The organism is Actinoalloteichus sp. GBA129-24, from assembly GCF_001941645.1.
GTDB lineage: Bacteria > Actinomycetota > Actinomycetes > Mycobacteriales > Pseudonocardiaceae > Actinoalloteichus_A > Actinoalloteichus_A fjordicus.
The window spans coordinates 3,241,486-3,256,967 of record NZ_CP016077.1; the positions used below are offsets into that span (position 1 = coordinate 3,241,486).

A 15,482-nucleotide genomic window follows, 5' to 3' on the forward strand; every position below is an offset into this window, starting at 1 on the left:
GATCATGGCCGAGGAGACGCCGTTGATCCCGGATCAGCGACGTGAACTGCTGCTCAAGCACCTGCGGGGTCAGATGGTGCTCAGCGTGCATCAGCTCACCGAGATCCTCGGGGTGTCGCACATGACGGTGCGTCGCGACATCGCCGCCCTGGAACGGGAAGGTCGGGCGTTCTCGGTTCCGGGCGGCGTGCGGATCGCCAGTCAGGTCCGTCAGGAGCCGAGCTTCGTCGACAAGTCGATGACCGAGCGACCGCAGAAGCTCGCCATGGCCCGCGAGGCCGCTCGGCTCCTGCGGGACGACGCCACGGTCTACCTGGACGCGGGGACGACCATGCTCGCGATGGTGCCCCACGTCCTAGAGCACACGGGGATGACGGTGGTGACCAACGACTTCTCCGTGGTTGACGCGCTGGTGGGCTGCACGGAGGTCGAGCTGATCCACGTCGGCGGGCGGATCGAGCATGCCAACCGGTCCAGCGTGGGCCGGCTGGCCGCCAGGACGCTCGAACAGCTCTCGTTGGACCTGGCGTTCATCTCCACGAGTTCCTGGGATCTTCAGCGGGGCGTCACGACGCCCTCGTCCGCGAAGGTGGAGGTCAAGCGCGCTGCGATGGCGGCGGCCTCTGGCTCCGTGCTGGTGGCGGGCAGCCCGAAGTACGGCACCTACGGCATGTATCGGATCGCCGGTCTGCGGGACTTCGACGCGATCATCACCGACGACGGCCTGGCCGAGGCCGCGGCCGAGGGCATCCGGGACCTGGGCATCGAACTGGCGCTGACGGCACCGGGCGGCGAGTGAGTCCCCGCGCGGGCGGCCGGTGTGCAGTCCGGCCGCCCGCGCGTCGACGCCGCTCAGATCCGGGTCGGCTCCGCACTCCGCAGCGCGCCGTGCTCACGCAGCTCGGGGTGCCGCGAGCGACGGGCTCCGCCGGAGTGCCGAGCCCGGCCCCCGACCCCGTTCTTGGCGATGAGGACCGAGGCCTGGGCGGACCAGCCCAGCGCGGAGTACAGCCGTTCGCCGTCGGGACTGGCCACGAGCAGGCCGGTCGTGGCGCCGCGCGCCGCGGCCTCCCGGCTCAGCGTCGTCATCACGGTCGACGCCAGGCCGCGTCGCCGATGGGCAGGCCGGGTCTCGACGGCGTGCGCCACGGCGTCGCGGCCGGTCAACGCCATGAGTCCCCGCGCGGCCGTCGCCCGTGACGGGTGGCGCACCGTCGCCTCGAGCACCGAGCCCGTGCCTGCGACGGTGCTCGTGTACGGCTCGGGGGCGGGGTGATCGTCGGGAGTCTCGTCGAGTCGCACCGTCATGAACGTCTCGTTGCCCGCGTCCATCGCCAGCCCGGCAGCGGCCAGGACGGCCGCGACGGCCTCGGGGTGCCGGGTGGGCACGGTGAGCCAGTCCCAGTGCGGAGAGTCGGCCGTCTCCTCGGCGAGCGCGCGGACGGAGTCGAGGTCCTCGTCGGCGTGCAGCGCGATGATCTCGGTGTGCCGGTCGGTCTCGCCGTGCCGGACGTGCAGTCCGCCGCGTGCCTCCTCGGCGGGCGGCAGCTCCCGCGCGATGCCCCAGCCGATCTGCCAGCGGCGGATCAGTTCGGACAGGACGGGTGTCGGTGCGTACATGTCGTACAGACAAACACGGCGGTCCGACACGGCGACGTCGTGCCGGAAGTCTGGTCCGTCCCGTGGCAGGGCCCCGTGGTGGCGGCCCCGGCCGTTCGGCAGGGCGGTCGGCTCCTGCTGCGGAGTCGACGGCCCTGCGGTGCGGCAGCCTCTCGGCGAGTCGGCCCTGCGGTGCGGTCGGCTCTGCGATGAGTCGGCACCGAGCCGAGCCTCGCCTCAGGACGCGGGCCTGCGGAACACGGTCATCAGGCTGCTGATGCTGTCCGAGCCGTGCCCGGCCGCCACGCCGCGCCGGACGAGGTCGAGCACGGCGGCGGGCAGTGTCGGGTCGACGCCTGCCGCCCGGGTGGTGTGTACGACGTGATCGAGGCTGGCCTCGGCCATGCTCAGCCGGTCGACGTCGCCTCGGTGATCGCCCGCGTCGATCCGCTCGCCGTAGAACTCCAGGAAGTACGGCATCCCGGCCAGCGCAGGCGCGGCGTAGGGCAGCAGGTACCGCGCGCTGATGTCGTGCGGGGCGGCGACGGCGAGCATGTGCACGTAGCCGACCAGCGTCGTCCAGAACAGGTCGATCGTCAGCTGGTAGTACAGCGCGGCCAGACCGGGATCGGCTCCCCGGAAGTCCACCGAGGTCAGCACCTCCAGCGTCGAGCGGTGGGCGTCGAGGACCTCCTCGGGACCGCTGTAGAAGGTGGCGGCGCCGGGCGTCGCGACCTGCGGCGGCGGAACCTGGACGCCCCCGGTGAGGTGTCGGGCGCCTCGGGCGGTCACCCAGGCCGCGCCCTCGCGAGTCCGCTCCGGGGTGTCCGAGCTGAGGTTGACGATCACCCGGCCCGCCAGCGCGGCGCCCGCCTGTTCGAGGATCGGGTACATCGCCGCGTAGTCGGTGAGGCTGAGGATCACGAGTTCGTTCGCGGCCACGGCCTCGGCGGGCGTCGCGGCGAGGACGGCGCCCTCGGTGACCAGCGCCGCCGCCTTGCTCGCCGTGCGATTCCACACCGTCACGGGATGGTCTGCCCTGCGGAGGGCCGAGGCCATCGCCTGCCCCATTGGGCCCAGTCCGATGACGGTCACTGCCTGCCTGCTCACGGGTCCTCCTGTCGTCGATGCGCTCGTCGGCCGCCGCGACCGGGGACGGGCCCGCTGGCGCAGACTAAAACGAGCGTTCGATTCGGTAACCTCTTCGCGTGACCCATACCGAGTCGAAGCAGGTCAGGCTGCCGGAGTCCCTCGGCACCCGTGATCGGATCGTCCAGGTGACCGCGCGGCTCCTTCAACGCCAGGGCTACGAGGGCACCCCGATCAAGCAGATCGCGCAGGCCGCCGGGGCCACGCTGGGCTCCGTCTATCACTTCTTCCCCGGCGGGAAGCAGGAGCTTGCCGCCGAGGCGATCGGACACGGCGACCAGGAGTTCGCCGACCTGCTGCGCGAAGGACTCGCCACGGCGAGTGACCCGGCGGACGCGCTGATCGCGGTCACCCGGCTGCTCGCCGAGGGACTGCGCGAGTCGGACTGGACCGACGGCTGCCCGGTCACCGCCACCGCCTTGGAGACCCTCGGGCGGGCCCCGGACATCCAGCGCGCCTGCGACCGGGCCCTGCGCAACTGGCAGGACATCGTGGCCGACCGGCTGATCGCCGACGGCCTCGACGAACCCGACGCACGCGAGCTGGCCTGCACGGTGATCAACGCGCTGGAGGGCGCTGAGGTGACCGCCCAGGTGCGTCGTGAGGAGGAGCCGCTGCTCGTCGCGGGCCGCCACCTGGCCCGGCTGGTCCGGTCTTATCGATAGCGAGGTCGGCGCCGACGGCCGGGTGTCGGCTGTCCAGGGCGGCCTGCGCGCCGCTCGGCTCGCGGCCGGTCGCGGGCTGCGCTCGCCGGAGAGTCGGCCTCGGGCGGTCCCGCCGGGCCTGCGCACCTGCTGGTCGAGGCGGTCGAGATCGCGGCCGGGGATCGGTGCGCTACGCAGCCGCGTGTGCGGGCGGACCGGTCGCGCGGCGGAGGGCGCGACCGGTCCGCCGCGCCACGGGCCCGGGATCGCGCCTGCCGCCTGCGATGCGTTGCGGCGGGGGCTAGGCCGGGCCGGGCTCGGCCGTCATCGCGGCGGTGACGGCGGCGAGCGCGTCGAGCTGCTCGGGGTTCAGCCGGTCGAAGATCATGCGCCGCACCTCGCGGACGTGACCGGGGGCGGCGGCGGCCAGGGCGGCGAAACCCTGCTCGGTCAGGCTCGCCAGCACGATACGGCGGTTGTCCTGGTCACGGTGTCGGGACACCCAGCCGCGCGCCCCGAGTCGGTTCACGGCGTGCGAGAGCCTGCTGGGCGAGGAGCCGACCTTCCCGGCCAGATTCGTCATCGACGTGCGCCGACCCTCGCATTCCGAGAGCGCGACCAGGATCTGGTAGTAGGCGTGCGGCATGCCCGCATCGCGCCGGATCTGCTGATCGAGCGCCTCACGCAGGGCCTGCTGCGCGTGGAGATAGGACCGCCAGACGTCCTGCTCCCGCGGGCTGAGCCACCTTCCCGCTTCGGTCATCACCCCAGCTTACAAAGCTTCGTTGAAGTCTCAATCGAGTCCGGCTAGGGTGTTTATTGAAGCTTCAATAGAGTGATCGCTCTGAACACTCGAACTCGGCTCCGCAGGCACCCTCGTCCCGGCCGGGTCGGTTGATCAGCGCGCCAGAGGGCCTCCGCCCGCCGCCTACGCGGGCACCGTCGCGAGGAAGGACCGACCCGATGAACTCGATCTTCGACCCCGAGGTGCCCGCAGGGGCCTTCGACGAGTTCCTTCTCGGCGCGCTTCCCGCCGCCAGGACCCACCGCGCCTGGACTCCCGAGGATGGCCCGCTGCCCGCCCTCTACCTCAGCCACGGCGCGCCCCCGCTCTTCGACGACGCGCCGTGGATGCGGCAGCTGCTCGCCTGGTCGCTCGCGCTGCCCAAGCCGCGAAGCATCCTGATCGTCAGCGCGCACTGGGAGGCGGCGCCGCTGAGCCTGTCCGCCTCGGCCGCCCACACGCCGCTGGTCTACGACTTCGGCGGCTTCGCCCGTCGGTACTACGAGATGACCTATCCGACGCCGGACGCAGGCCAACTGGCCCGGCGGGTCGCCGCCGCGATGCCCGACACGGAGCCGGTGCACCGCCACCGCAGTCGGGGCCTGGACCACGGGGCCTGGGTACCGCTCAAGGTGATGTACCCGCTGGGCGACGTGCCGGTGCTCCAGCTCAGCATCCCCACGCACGATCCGGACCGACTGCTCGACATCGGGCGGCGACTGCGTGCCCTGCGTGCCGAGGGCGTGCTGGTGATCGGGTCCGGCTTCATGACGCACGGGCTGCCCCACCTGACCAGGGAGATCATCACGCAGGGCGTGATCCCCGGCTGGTCGACCGACTTCGACGCCTGGGCCGCCGACGCGCTGGCCAGGGGAGACGTCGAGACCCTGGCCGCCTACCGCTCGGCCGCGCCCGGCATGCCCTTCGCCCACCCGACCGTCGATCACTACATCCCGCTGTTCGTGACGCTCGGCGCGGCCGACGATCCCGGCAGACCGGTGACCACCACCATCGACGGCTACATGATGGGGCTCTCCAAGCGGTCCTTCCAGGTCGCCTGAATCGGGCCGCCGTCCGGACGCGCCGTCCGCCCGAGCCGTCGGAGAGGACGACGTCGATCGCCGTCTCGGTGGCTACAGTCGCCCGAAGCGCCGTTCTCCCGCTGCGCCGCAGGACGGGCGGCAGGCCCCGATCGACGGACGCCGAACCGACCGTGACCGGCGGGCGACGGCCGGAGCGGGCGACGGCGCCCGCCGACTCGGCACCGGTCCTGCGGACCGAACGGCTCGTACTCAACCGCACCCTCGCCGAGGAATGGGCCTACGCCCAGGTCTTCACCAACTCCCAACACCGCGCCGACGCCCTAGCCCAGTTCCTCCACCACTACAACCACCACCGAGCACACACCGCACTCGCCGGCCAACCACCCATCACCCGCATCAACAACCTCACAGGGCACTACACCTAGGCGGCCCGACTCCGCCGCACCCGTCGGTCGCCGAACCGGCTCCGGCCTGCGAGGCCGGTTCGGCGACCGTGGTGCGTTCCGCCGTCCCGCCTCGCCGACCCAGGAGACGGGAACGACCACGGGCTAGCGGAAGATCACGTCGCTGCACCCGTAGAACGTCTGATCGAAATGGCTGGCCTGCCAGATCATGTAGACGATGTGCCTGCCGGAGCGGCCGGGGGCGTTCACCTCGATGTCCACCGAGACGCCGCCGAGGGAGGGTTCCCCGCTGGGCCGTCCGTCGCCGGGGGCGATCCGGCCGGTCTGGCCCGCCAGTTCGAGATCGCCCCACCCGAGTTCGTCGGTGAGCGGGTCGAAGCCCTGTCTCGTCACATAGATCCGGTAATAGTCGGCGCCGTGCAGCGCCTGGTCGTGGACGGTCGCGGTGAACCGGGTGCTCCGCTCGACGGCCGCCCAGGGGCCGGGCTCGTCGAGTGCGGCGTATCGGGTGCCGCCGGTGTTGCCCGCGCTGCACAGGGTGCCGTCGGGGATGGCGCCCTGATGGTCGCCGCCGACCCCTTCTCGATAAAGGCCGTTCCAGTTCCACATGGCGTTCGTGTCGGTCTGCCAGGCCTGGTAACACATGGGGTCCTGGGTGGCCATCGCCGGATTCTGGAAGTCGTGCCCCCAGCGTTGCCAACAGCCGTAGTTTCGGGACGGCGGATCGATCGTCGAGCCGTGTCCGAAGGCGGAACCCGCCCACAACGTCGACAGGAACAGCACCACGACACCCGCGACGGCCAGCATCTTCATGGCCGCCGATCGCGGCAGCAGAGTTTGGGTGGACATGTCATCCCCACATCGTCGGAGGAATTGTCCCGGCCCAGCCTAGCGCGATTACCTGGTTTCGGAATGCGCCGTCCGGACCAAATCATCGGCAATTCTCCAACATCGAAGTGAATTCGCGAACCGGGGATTATCGTGGCCGAACGAATGAATGTGGGGGAATGCCCCAGATCGACGACGGGGCGGCGTGAATTCGACCACGGCGGCATCGAATGCGCTGCCGCGACGGATCGCCGAACGTGGTGTCCTCGGCCCGGGGGTGTGGTCCTGACGCTGCGACGACGCGTCGACGGGGCAAGATCATCCGACTTGACCTTGAGTCCTGTTGAGGTTGCAGGCTCGTCTCGGCGGTGTCACTCCGATCAAGGGAATCAGATGCGCGCAGTGTGGTTGCGAGAGTGGGGCGGGCCGGAGGTCCTGGTGGCGGGGCAGGCGCCCGACCCGGTGGCCGGACCGGGGCAGGTCGTGATCGCGGTGGCCTTCGCCAACATCACCTTCGTGGAGACCCAGTTCCGGTCCGGCGGCGGGCCGGTTCGGGCTGACCCGCCTGCGCTGCCGATGATTCCGGGCAACGGCGTCGGCGGGGTCGTCGCCTCGGTGGGCCCGGACGTCGATTCCGGTCTGATCGGCAGGCGGGTGATCGCCAGTGCGGGCGGCCGGGGCGGCTACGCCGAGCAGGTGGCCGTCGATGCGGCAGCCCTGTTCGAGGTGCCCGACGCGGTGGCGTTGGACGAGGCGGTGGCGCTGCTCGCCGACGGTCGCACCGCGAGCTGGCTGGTCGACGCGGTCGCGGTGCAACCGGGCGAGCGCGTGCTGGTCGAGGCGGCGGCAGGCGGCGTCGGCACGCTGCTCGTCCAGCTCGCGAGCGCTGCGGGCGCGCGGGTGGTGGCGGCGGCAGGCGGCCCCGCCAAGGTCGAGGTGGCGTCCCGACTCGGGGCGGAGACGGCCGTCGACTATCTCGCCTCGGACTGGGTCGAGCAGGTCCGGGCGGCGGCGGGCGGCCTGGACGTCGTCTTCGACGGTGTCGGCGGCGACCTCGGCCGGGCTGCGTTCGAGCTGCTCGGCGACGGCGGGCGGATGCTCAGCTACGGATTCGCCAGCGGCGAATGGGCGGGGATCTCCGAGGAGGCGGCCGCCGAGCGGGGCGTGCGGCTGGTCAAGGGCGTCGCGAGTCCCGAGGCGATGCGGCACTTCACCGAGCAGGCCCTCGCGGCGGCCGAGGCGGGCAGGCTGCGCCCGGTGATCGGGCAGCGGTTCGCGCTTGCCGACGCCGCCGCCGCTCACGCGGCGATCGAGTCGCGGGCGACGGTGGGCAAGACCCTGTTGGAGGTCCGACGATGACCCCGGTGCAGGTGGGCGTGTTCCTGCCGTCGCCCGTCGACGGCGAGACGGCGCCCGCCGTCGTGGTCGACCACGCCCGCCACGCCGAGGAACTCGGGCTGGAGTCGGTGTGGACGGGGGATCACCTGATCCCGGCGAGCCCGAAGTACGACAGCACGTTGCTGCTCGCCGCCGTCGCCGCGACGACGGAGCGCGTCAAGATCGGCATCGGCGTGTTGATCCTGTCGCTGCGGCCGGTCGCCTGGGCCGCCAAGTAGATCGCGACCCTGCAGTATCTCTCCGGTGATCGTCTGCTGCTGGGCGTCGGCATCGGCGGTTCCCTGCACGGCGACGCCGCGTGGCGGGCCGTCGGCAGGCCCTACCGAGAACGCGGCAGGCAGACCGACGCGGCGTTGGCGGTGCTGCCGGACCTGGTGGCGGGCCGGGCGACGACGGTGGACGGCGAACCGGTGACCCTCGCACCGGGCGCGACGATGCCGCCGGTGCTGATCGCCGGGAGCGCGAAGACCTTGCGACGGGTCGTGCGGCACGGCCAGGAGTGGTATCCGGCCTTCACCACCCGGCCGAGGTCGCCGAGGGGGTGCGACGGCTGCCCGCGCTGGCCGAGGAGGAGGGCAGGCCCACGCCTCGGGTCACCGTCGGGTTGAGCATCGGCCTCGGCGACGTGCCTGCCTCGATGATCGACGTGCAGGTGCGGTCGCTCACCGAGTACGGCATCAGCGCCGAGGCCGCCCGACGCTCGCTGGTCACCGGTCATCCCGCCGAGTTCGCCAAGCGACTCGGCGAGCTGGCGGATGCCGGGGTGAGTCGGGTGATCGGGATGCCCTTCACCGAGGATCGGATGCGGCAGACTGAGCTGTTGGCCGAGTCGGCGCGACTGCTGGGCGACTGACGGCGCGGCCGGTTCGTCACCGCAAGCGTCGACCTGCTCTCGTCGCAGGGCGATCCGGACCCCGACGTCCGTCAGCGCAGGCGGGGTCCGCCGAGCCGGGCGGCGGCGCTGGGCGAGGTCGCGGTCAGAGCGTCACCGGCAGTGCGGTCAGCCGGAGGGAGCCCGGTGCCATCGGCCGCTCCAGTCTCGTCGGCTCGACGGCGAGGGCGAGCCCGGGGAAACGCCTGGCCAGCGCCGCGAAGGCGACCTCGCCCTCCTGCCGGGCGAGCGCGGCCCCGAGGCAGTAGTGCAGCCCGTGCGCGAAGGCCAGGTGGGTCTCGCGTCGACCGCTCTCCGGTGTCCTGGTGATGTCGAGCCGGTCGGCCTCGGGGAACATCCTGGGATCGTGATTGGCCCCGACCAGCATGGGCATCACCGCCTCGCCCCGGCGCACCACGACGCCGCCGACCTCCAGATCCTCGCTCGCGTACCGCATGCGCGCCGCCAGCGCCGGACCGCACCAGCGCAGCAGCTCGTGCACCGCGCGTGACGTGATCTCCGGGTCCCGGCGCAGGAGTGCGTACTGCTCGGGATGGGTGAGCAGGGCGGCCGTGCCGTTGCCGATCAGATGAGCGGTCGTCTCGTGCCCCGCGATGACGAGTGTGAGGATCAACGAGACCATCTCCACGTCGTCGAGACGATCGCCGTCGACCGCCTGGGCGTGGATCAACCCCGAGATCAGGTCGTCGGCGGGGGCAGCGCGTCGCTGCTCGATCAGCTCCCGAGTCCAGGCGATCATCTCGCGCAGTGCCTCGCCGAACTCGGGCCCGCTGCCCGTCACGAGGACCTCGCTCCAGCGGCGCCAGCGGTACCGGTCCGCCTCGGGGATGCCGACCAGCTCGCAGATCACGATGATCGGCAGCGGGTAGGCGAAGTCGGCGAGCAGGTCCACGACGCCGTCGTCGGCGGCCCTCGCCGTCTCGACGAGCCGGTCGAGCAGGCGCTCGGTGATCTCCACCACGCGAGGGCGCAGCGCGGCGACGCGGCGGACGGTGAAGGCGCGGGAGACGAGGGTCCGCAGGCGTGCGTGGTCGGCCCCGTCGGTGTCGGTGAGCCCCGCGCGCAGGTACGGCATGCATTCCGGCGGAACCCCGCGAGCCTGCAGCTGCAGCTCCATCGGGTCGGGTCCGCCTGCGGCCCGCTGCGGGGCGGCCATGACGAAGCGCGGATCGTTCAGGACTAGCCGGACGTCCGCGTAACGGGTGGCAAGGTGCATCGGGCCGAGGCCGGGCACGTTCGCCCAGGCCGACGGCGCCTGCTCGCGGATTCGGGAGTAGCCGCTCACCGGATCGCGCAACAGGTCGGGATCGAGGATGTCGACAGTGTCGCGGCCCGTGGTGTCCGGATCGATGACGGTCATGACTGACGCTCCCTGTTCGGCGGGATCGAGCTGTTTGAGATGATTAGAACATATGGCGTCAACATCTGGAATCGGGGCGACGGGCGGTTCGGACTCGCTCGGGACGATTCCGGACTCGCCGAGTTCGAGTCGGCTGCGTCTGCGGGGTCCGCGCGAAGATCGGTGTTCGCGGGCGCACGTTCCGGCCTCGGCTGGCTGATCAGGGACCGGCGCCCGGCGCGCTGCTGATCTACCGAGTCCCGTCCGTTCGGCTTGGGGAGGGCAGGCGTCGGACGGCACGCCAGGTCAGTCCGAAGTGTCCTTCGGGCATGTCGATCACCTTCCGGTAACATCGGGACGCTCGAAACAGCACTATCCCTGGACAAGCAGGGTGGCACCGGCCCTTCGGGACCGGTGAGGATCGCAACCAGCGCCGAGGCCCGCTCCGCCACGACCGTGGATTCGGTCACGGTGTTGCGCCAGAAGGTCACGGCCGCCAGGTGTCGCCGGGTTCGACGACCTCGGCCGGGGGCCGAGGTCATCGGGGCGCTCTCCCCCTGCGTGACGTCGATCTCCGGCATCGGCTGCCCGTGCCCGTCGAGCCCCCGCAGCGCCGGGTAGCCCTCGACCTCGATCGGGTCGCAGACCGCGTATCGCGGCTCGTCGCACCGCAGCGGTGGCCTGGAGCGTCGTCGTCACCGAGTGACCCCCCTGCGTCGCCGTCAACGCCGTCGCCGGTCGGGGCGCTCGACCTTCGGGGTCGGGACGCCAGGCACGCCGTCGACAGGAGGCCTGCTCGGCGACCCGCCGTCGGAGCCGGTCCCCGTCGGCGGGTGAGTCGAGTCTCATGGGCTCGGTGTCGGTTCCGTGGTTAAGGTTCGAGGTGCTGATCGGTGACAGTGCTGTGCGGATCGCCTGCCGAGCCCCTCGAACCCTGAAACCGATCCGTGGAGGAACGCTGTCATGACGCCGTCCGTCGACGCCGAGGCGAGATCGAGCCGCGATCGTCGGGATGTCACCAAGGCCCTGGCCGCGCTGGCGCTGGGCGGCTTCGGCATCGGGGTCACCGAGTTCGCGATAATCGAGTTGCGATGCTAACTGGCATACTAGCGCAGTGAGACTTCCAGCGCAGCCACTACCCTCCGATCTCATCGACGCGCTGTACGCGCTGCCGCCAGGCGACACGACAGGGGTCGTCTACCTGCGGATCTCTCGAGATCGTGATCACGACGCGGATGGGGAGGTCAATCAGCTCTGGGACATTCTCCCGTTGGCCCGCCGTATGGGTGTCCGCGTCGTGGGCGTGTACCTCGACAACGACATCAGCGCTACGACCGGATCGCGCAAACGCACCGAGTACTACGAGATGCTGGAGATTTTGAAGCGGGATAGCGCTCGCGTAGTCCTGTCGTGGCACTCAGACCGGATGCACCGCAACAACCGTGAACTCGAGGACTACATCGACATCTGCGAGCCTCGCGGCATCCTGACGCACACGGTGCGCGCGGGGACGATGGATCTCTCGACGGCGGTCGGTCAGGCCGCAGCGAGGACGTTTACGGCGTGGGCGGGGGCGCAGGCTCGGCAGACCGGGGAGCGCCTGGCGCTCCGGCAGGCGGCGAACCGCCGGGAGGGGAGGTGGGCCGGGGGGATACGGCCTTTTGGCTGGGAGCTGGACGGCGAGTCGCTGCGGGCGGCAGAAGCAGCGGAGATCCGCTGGGCGACCCAGGCCGTCGTCGAGGGGGATTCGCTGCGGGTGATCGCGCGGCAGATGAACGCGAGGGGATCACGGGGGACGCGGGGGAAAGAGTGGATTGCGTCGACGGTCAAGCAGATCTTGATGCGTCCTCGAAACTGCGGGCTGATGTCGCACGAAGGTCAGATTGTGGGTCGCGGGCGGTGGGCTCCTGCGGTGTCCGAAGAGGAGTGGCGGGCGTGCGTGGATGTCCTCGAGCGGCGGGGAGCGCGGTCAGTGGAGCGGGGCGGCCGTCCGCCCCGCTGGCTGGGCGCGATGCTGTACATCTGTGGCGGGTGCGGGCAGCCGACGCTGCGGGGGATGCCGGTGGCTGGGGGGAAAGGTCAGGCGAAGTACGCGTGTGCACCGAAAGTGGATCGGCTGCCTGGCGTTCGGCATGTGACCCGTCAGGCTGCGGCGCTGGATGCGTGGGTGCAGGAGGCGCTGATCGAGCGGCTGTCCCGGCCGGACGCGGTGAAGTTGCTGCGGAGGCCGGATCACGCGAGAGCTGAGATCGATGTTGCCGCGCTGCACGCGGAGCTGGCTCGCCTCCATGGAGTCCTCGAGGCGCTGGCCGAGGACTACGCCGACGGTGCGCTGACGAGGTCAGCGATGCTGCTCGGCACCGAGCGGGCGCGGCACCGCATAACGGTGGTCGGTGACGAACTTGCGGCGGCGTCGGAGGCCGACCCGCTAGCAGCAATTGTCGGCACGGATGTGCGGCGTGAGTGGTTCGGCACCGAGGATGGCGGCATGCCGGGGTACTCGTTGGAGCGCCGCCGGGCGATCCTGCGTCGCCTGGTGGACGTGTGGGTGATGCCTGCGTCGCCTGGGCGGCGAGCACCGAGCAAGGAGTGGTGGAAGGATATCGACTTGCGCTGGAAGGACTGAATATTAGGTTAGGTCGTCCTAACATTACATAGGTGGACCATTGTTAGTTTCGCGCCCTTCCTATCTGGCTGCACATTATTCCGAGGACGCTCCCGGCCGCCCGGCCGTGCTTTCCTGAATCATTTTAGAACGTTGGCGAACTGCGGCCGGGTGGAGGATGACCAGCGCCGGGGGCCGGTGCCGGCGGTCGGCCAACCGTAGCGCGATCGCGAGGTCTCCGGGGGAGACGTCGCTGGTCGGGGCCGGTTCATCTCTCGCTCTGACTAGCGTCTCGATCCGCGTGCCGACCATTGCGACGCCGACGAGGATGGCGCTGGCGATCCACGCGGAGAGCGCTAGATCCCACCATGTTTCCCACGCATCGGCGTAGTGGGAATTGCTGTCGCCGATGGCGGCGAGAATTCCCACCACAGCTGTGCAGGCGGCCCAAATTGCTGCGGATAATTTGATCAAAGCTCCCCCTCGCGACTATCCCCCGGTAGGGAGAGTATCCCCCAGATGGGTGCTGTGCGTTACAACATCCGGGGGTGTCGCGTGGGATTTCGCCCGATTGCCCTGAGCGTCGGCGCTCTGCGTGACTACCTGCTGTCCCTCGCCTGCCTGCCTGCTTCCCAGCCCGCCACCCACATGCGTAGGCGATCGTCGCCAAGGCGAGTCGCAATCACGTTGAGTACACGCAGGGCGGCGGCCACCTCGGTCGGAGTGAGCTCGCCCTGGTCGTCATCGAGCCTCGACATGAGGTGATCGACATCGACATCGTCGATGGTGCCGCCCGGCAGGAGCGGCTCAATCGGGCGTGGGTCGGTGATGTCGCCGTCGAGTACGGCGGGGATGGTGCCAGCCGACCATTCGACGGCCTCCTCGATGCGGCGCGCACTGGCGTCTCTGATCGTGACGTCGTCGGCGTCCAGGAGGGATTTGAGCGGGTCGAGGGAGACCCCTGCCTTCCGGGCGAGTGCGGTCCTGCTGAGTCCGAGTTGTTGTCGTGCGTCGTCGAGGAGGGTGGCGAGGCGGCGGCGGGTGGCGGGGGTGGACATGGCACTGATTGTTGCGTGTGCGGAGTGCGCGGGTCGCGTCGGAGCGGCAGATCCGGCTGGTCGGTCTAGCAGGTCAGACCACATGGGCGCATAATCTGTCAGTACTGGGTTGTTAATCTGACAGAGTCCGTCTACTCTGACAGACATGACGACGCACTGTAGAACCCTCGGACGGGAGATTCGCTCCCTCCGACGCAGCGCGGGCATGTCGATTCGAGCGCTCGCTCGGACGATCACGATCGCGGGACACCGAGTCCACGAGGACACGATCAGCAACGTCGAACGCGGGCGGCGCAACGCCTCGCCCGCGCTGGAGGTTGCTATCGCTCGGGCGCTTGACATCCCAGTTGAACGGATCACGACTCGGTGTGCCTGCGAGTACGACCAGGCAGCGGCATGACCCGCCCGGTTCTGTGCGCGGGAGCGCTGGCAGCGGCGCGTGCCAGCGCGGCGGCGGCCCCGCCGCTGTCCGAGGAGACCCGTGCGGCTCTCCGCCTGCTGCTCGCGCCGACGACGCCGCCGACTCCGGTGTCCGCGTCGGTTCGACGCGACACCCGCCGCGCTGCCTGACCCCACACATGAAGCGGGGCCGCTCAGCAGCCACTGAGCGACCCCATGATCACGAGAACTGAGGTCTCAATGATCAACCACCATCGTATCGCCCGAGACGCAGAGCGGGACGTGAGCCGCCGGGAGTCCGTGGCACGGGCCACGGAGGCGCAGCTGGCGCGCATCCGCCAGCAGGACCGGGACAACGCCACCGAGCAGTGGCCGCCGGTCACGCCGGAGCAGAAGCGGGCCGTGCTGGACCTCTACTCCCAAGGCCTCACGGCCGCCCGCGCCGACGTCGTGATCCGTGAGCGCTACGGCGTCCGAATCGACCGGTTTTTGCAGGTGGTGAACCAGATCCGCAAGGACATGACGGTGTTCCCCGACCGCGCCCTGGAGTGCAACCGTCTGGCCCGGCTGACCTCGAAGCGGCGTGAGCTGCGCGAGCGTGCCGCCGCGATGCGGGCGACTGGAGGCGCGGCATGACCGCCACCCTGGACCTGCCCCTGGTCAACGGCCTATACGTGACGGCTCGGCGGCCTGACGGGCACTGCTCGAACGGCCACCCGATGACCATCGACAACATCATGATCAAGAAGTCGGGCTCGCCGCGCTGCCGCGCCTGCACCAGGTCGGTCACCCGCCGGTCCCGTCGCCAGTCGACACTGCGCGGCCTTGCACCGCGTCCGATCCCACGCCCTGCCCCGGTGCCGTACAACGCCGCCGCCGAGCTGGCGGCGGAGACGGTGGAGGCGTTCGAGCACCGTCCGCGCACCGGGAGTTGGTGCAACGACGCGGCCTGCCGTGATTCCGAACCCGATCTGTTCGAGGAGGCGTCGGACGAGGAGTCCCGCCGGTCCGGTGGTCGTCCCGCTCGTCTGCCTCGGGTGCGGGAGGCGTTGTCGATCTGCGGCCGGTGCCCGGTGCGGTCCCAGTGTGACGCGACGGCGATGTCGCAGACGGATGTGGCGCCGTCGGGTGTGGTGGGCGGCCGGTACTACAGCGCGAAAACCGGTGCGGCGCAGCTTCGTCGGGCGCGGGCTGTCGGCGGTGTGTCGTGACTGCGGCGGTGGTGTACAGCCACATGTGGCCGAACGGTCGGTGCGCGGCGGGCCACGAGGTGACTGAGGCGTCGGTGGTCTTGGACTCGGCGGGTCGACGTCGGTGCGGCGATTGCCTGCGGGCGGAGA

18 protein-coding genes and 1 pseudogene are annotated in these 15,482 nt (G+C 70.5%); 13 read left to right on the forward strand and 6 right to left on the reverse strand.

Annotated elements, in window-relative coordinates:
- The first annotated feature begins 4 nt into the window (after positions 1-4).
- A complete protein-coding gene (locus tag UA75_RS14405) occupies positions 5-799 on the forward strand; it encodes a DeoR/GlpR family DNA-binding transcription regulator (RefSeq protein WP_075740677.1) in 795 nt (264 codons plus the stop codon).
- A 53-nt stretch (positions 800-852) separates the two neighbouring features.
- Here the strand turns inward: UA75_RS14405 and UA75_RS14410 are convergent, their stop codons facing one another.
- Both UA75_RS14410 and UA75_RS14415 read right to left on the reverse strand, forming a co-directional pair.
- Positions 853-1,620, reverse strand: coding sequence for a GNAT family N-acetyltransferase (locus UA75_RS14410; RefSeq protein WP_075740678.1), 768 nt, complete (start codon positions 1,618-1,620; stop codon positions 853-855).
- A gap of 216 nt (positions 1,621-1,836) precedes the next feature.
- Positions 1,837-2,709 carry an NAD(P)-dependent oxidoreductase gene (locus tag UA75_RS14415; RefSeq protein ID WP_075740679.1) on the reverse strand — a complete coding sequence of 291 codons (873 nt, stop codon included), beginning with the start codon at positions 2,707-2,709 and terminating at the stop codon, positions 1,837-1,839.
- Between the two features lie 98 nt (positions 2,710-2,807).
- Here UA75_RS14415 and UA75_RS14420 point away from each other — a divergent pair, with 98 nt between their 5' ends.
- Positions 2,808-3,413 carry a TetR/AcrR family transcriptional regulator gene (locus UA75_RS14420; RefSeq protein ID WP_198043027.1) on the forward strand — a complete coding sequence of 202 codons (606 nt, stop codon included), beginning with the start codon at positions 2,808-2,810 and terminating at the stop codon, positions 3,411-3,413.
- A gap of 280 nt (positions 3,414-3,693) precedes the next feature.
- Here the strand turns inward: UA75_RS14420 and UA75_RS14425 are convergent, their stop codons facing one another.
- Positions 3,694-4,155 (reverse strand): MarR family winged helix-turn-helix transcriptional regulator, encoded by a 462-nt coding sequence (locus UA75_RS14425; RefSeq protein ID WP_075740680.1) that lies wholly within the window; start codon positions 4,153-4,155, stop codon positions 3,694-3,696.
- 200 nt (positions 4,156-4,355) lie between these two features.
- Between UA75_RS14425 and UA75_RS14430 the strand changes: the two genes are divergently transcribed.
- Positions 4,356-5,237: a dioxygenase gene (locus UA75_RS14430; RefSeq protein WP_075740681.1), complete on the forward strand. Its 882-nt coding sequence runs from the start codon at positions 4,356-4,358 to the stop codon at positions 5,235-5,237.
- A 68-nt stretch (positions 5,238-5,305) separates the two neighbouring features.
- On the forward strand, positions 5,306-5,644 hold the full coding sequence (locus UA75_RS35165) for an integrase core domain-containing protein (RefSeq protein WP_198043028.1): 339 nt from the start codon (positions 5,306-5,308) through the stop codon (positions 5,642-5,644).
- 123 nt (positions 5,645-5,767) lie between these two features.
- Here UA75_RS35165 and UA75_RS14440 read toward each other — a convergent pair whose 3' ends face one another.
- On the reverse strand, positions 5,768-6,472 hold the full coding sequence (locus UA75_RS14440) for a lytic polysaccharide monooxygenase (RefSeq protein ID WP_083683206.1): 705 nt from the start codon (positions 6,470-6,472) through the stop codon (positions 5,768-5,770).
- 372 nt (positions 6,473-6,844) lie between these two features.
- Between UA75_RS14440 and UA75_RS14445 the strand changes: the two genes are divergently transcribed.
- The 3 genes and pseudogenes from UA75_RS14445 to UA75_RS34510 all read left to right on the forward strand — a co-directional run bounded on the left by UA75_RS14445 (position 6,845) and on the right by UA75_RS34510 (position 8,702).
- Positions 6,845-7,810: a zinc-binding dehydrogenase gene (locus tag UA75_RS14445; RefSeq protein WP_075740682.1), complete on the forward strand. Its 966-nt coding sequence runs from the start codon at positions 6,845-6,847 to the stop codon at positions 7,808-7,810.
- Positions 7,807-8,457, forward strand: a pseudogene (locus UA75_RS14450) (LLM class flavin-dependent oxidoreductase). The gene UA75_RS14445 and the pseudogene UA75_RS14450 overlap by 4 nt, the downstream one beginning before the upstream one ends.
- Positions 8,391-8,702 carry a hypothetical protein gene (locus UA75_RS34510; RefSeq protein ID WP_232237759.1) on the forward strand — a complete coding sequence of 104 codons (312 nt, stop codon included), beginning with the start codon at positions 8,391-8,393 and terminating at the stop codon, positions 8,700-8,702. The pseudogene UA75_RS14450 and the gene UA75_RS34510 overlap by 67 nt, the downstream one beginning before the upstream one ends.
- Positions 8,703-8,826: 124 nt before the next feature.
- Here UA75_RS34510 and UA75_RS14455 read toward each other — a convergent pair whose 3' ends face one another.
- Positions 8,827-10,101 (reverse strand): cytochrome P450 family protein, encoded by a 1,275-nt coding sequence (locus UA75_RS14455; RefSeq protein WP_075740683.1) that lies wholly within the window; start codon positions 10,099-10,101, stop codon positions 8,827-8,829.
- A gap of 942 nt (positions 10,102-11,043) precedes the next feature.
- On the opposite strand from UA75_RS14455, the gene UA75_RS34920 reads away from it, so the two are divergent.
- Positions 11,044-11,178, forward strand: coding sequence for a hypothetical protein (locus UA75_RS34920; RefSeq protein WP_257787619.1), 135 nt, complete (start codon positions 11,044-11,046; stop codon positions 11,176-11,178).
- Positions 11,179-11,194: 16 nt separating this feature from the next.
- The gene (locus UA75_RS14460; protein WP_075740684.1) at positions 11,195-12,706 is read left to right on the forward strand and encodes a recombinase family protein; all 1,512 of its coding nucleotides are present in this window, start codon (positions 11,195-11,197) and stop codon (positions 12,704-12,706) included.
- A gap of 578 nt (positions 12,707-13,284) precedes the next feature.
- Here UA75_RS14460 and UA75_RS14465 read toward each other — a convergent pair.
- On the reverse strand, positions 13,285-13,743 hold the full coding sequence (locus tag UA75_RS14465) for a hypothetical protein (protein ID WP_075740685.1): 459 nt from the start codon (positions 13,741-13,743) through the stop codon (positions 13,285-13,287).
- Between the two features lie 145 nt (positions 13,744-13,888).
- Between UA75_RS14465 and UA75_RS14470 the strand changes: the two genes are divergently transcribed.
- The 4 genes from UA75_RS14470 to UA75_RS14480 are packed head-to-tail and all read left to right on the forward strand — an operon-like array spanning position 13,889 to position 15,353.
- The gene (locus tag UA75_RS14470) at positions 13,889-14,143 is read left to right on the forward strand and encodes a helix-turn-helix domain-containing protein (protein WP_075740686.1); all 255 of its coding nucleotides are present in this window, start codon (positions 13,889-13,891) and stop codon (positions 14,141-14,143) included.
- Positions 14,140-14,313 carry a hypothetical protein gene (locus UA75_RS32840; RefSeq protein ID WP_157434175.1) on the forward strand — a complete coding sequence of 58 codons (174 nt, stop codon included), beginning with the start codon at positions 14,140-14,142 and terminating at the stop codon, positions 14,311-14,313. The genes UA75_RS14470 and UA75_RS32840 overlap by 4 nt, the downstream gene beginning before the upstream one ends.
- Before the next feature lie 45 nt (positions 14,314-14,358).
- Positions 14,359-14,778, forward strand: a complete 420-nt coding sequence (locus UA75_RS14475) for a hypothetical protein (protein ID WP_157434176.1) — start codon at positions 14,359-14,361, stop codon at positions 14,776-14,778.
- On the forward strand, positions 14,775-15,353 hold the full coding sequence (locus tag UA75_RS14480; protein WP_075740688.1) for a WhiB family transcriptional regulator: 579 nt from the start codon (positions 14,775-14,777) through the stop codon (positions 15,351-15,353). Before UA75_RS14475 ends, UA75_RS14480 begins: the two co-directional genes overlap by 4 nt.
- The last annotated feature ends 129 nt before the right edge of the window (positions 15,354-15,482 follow it).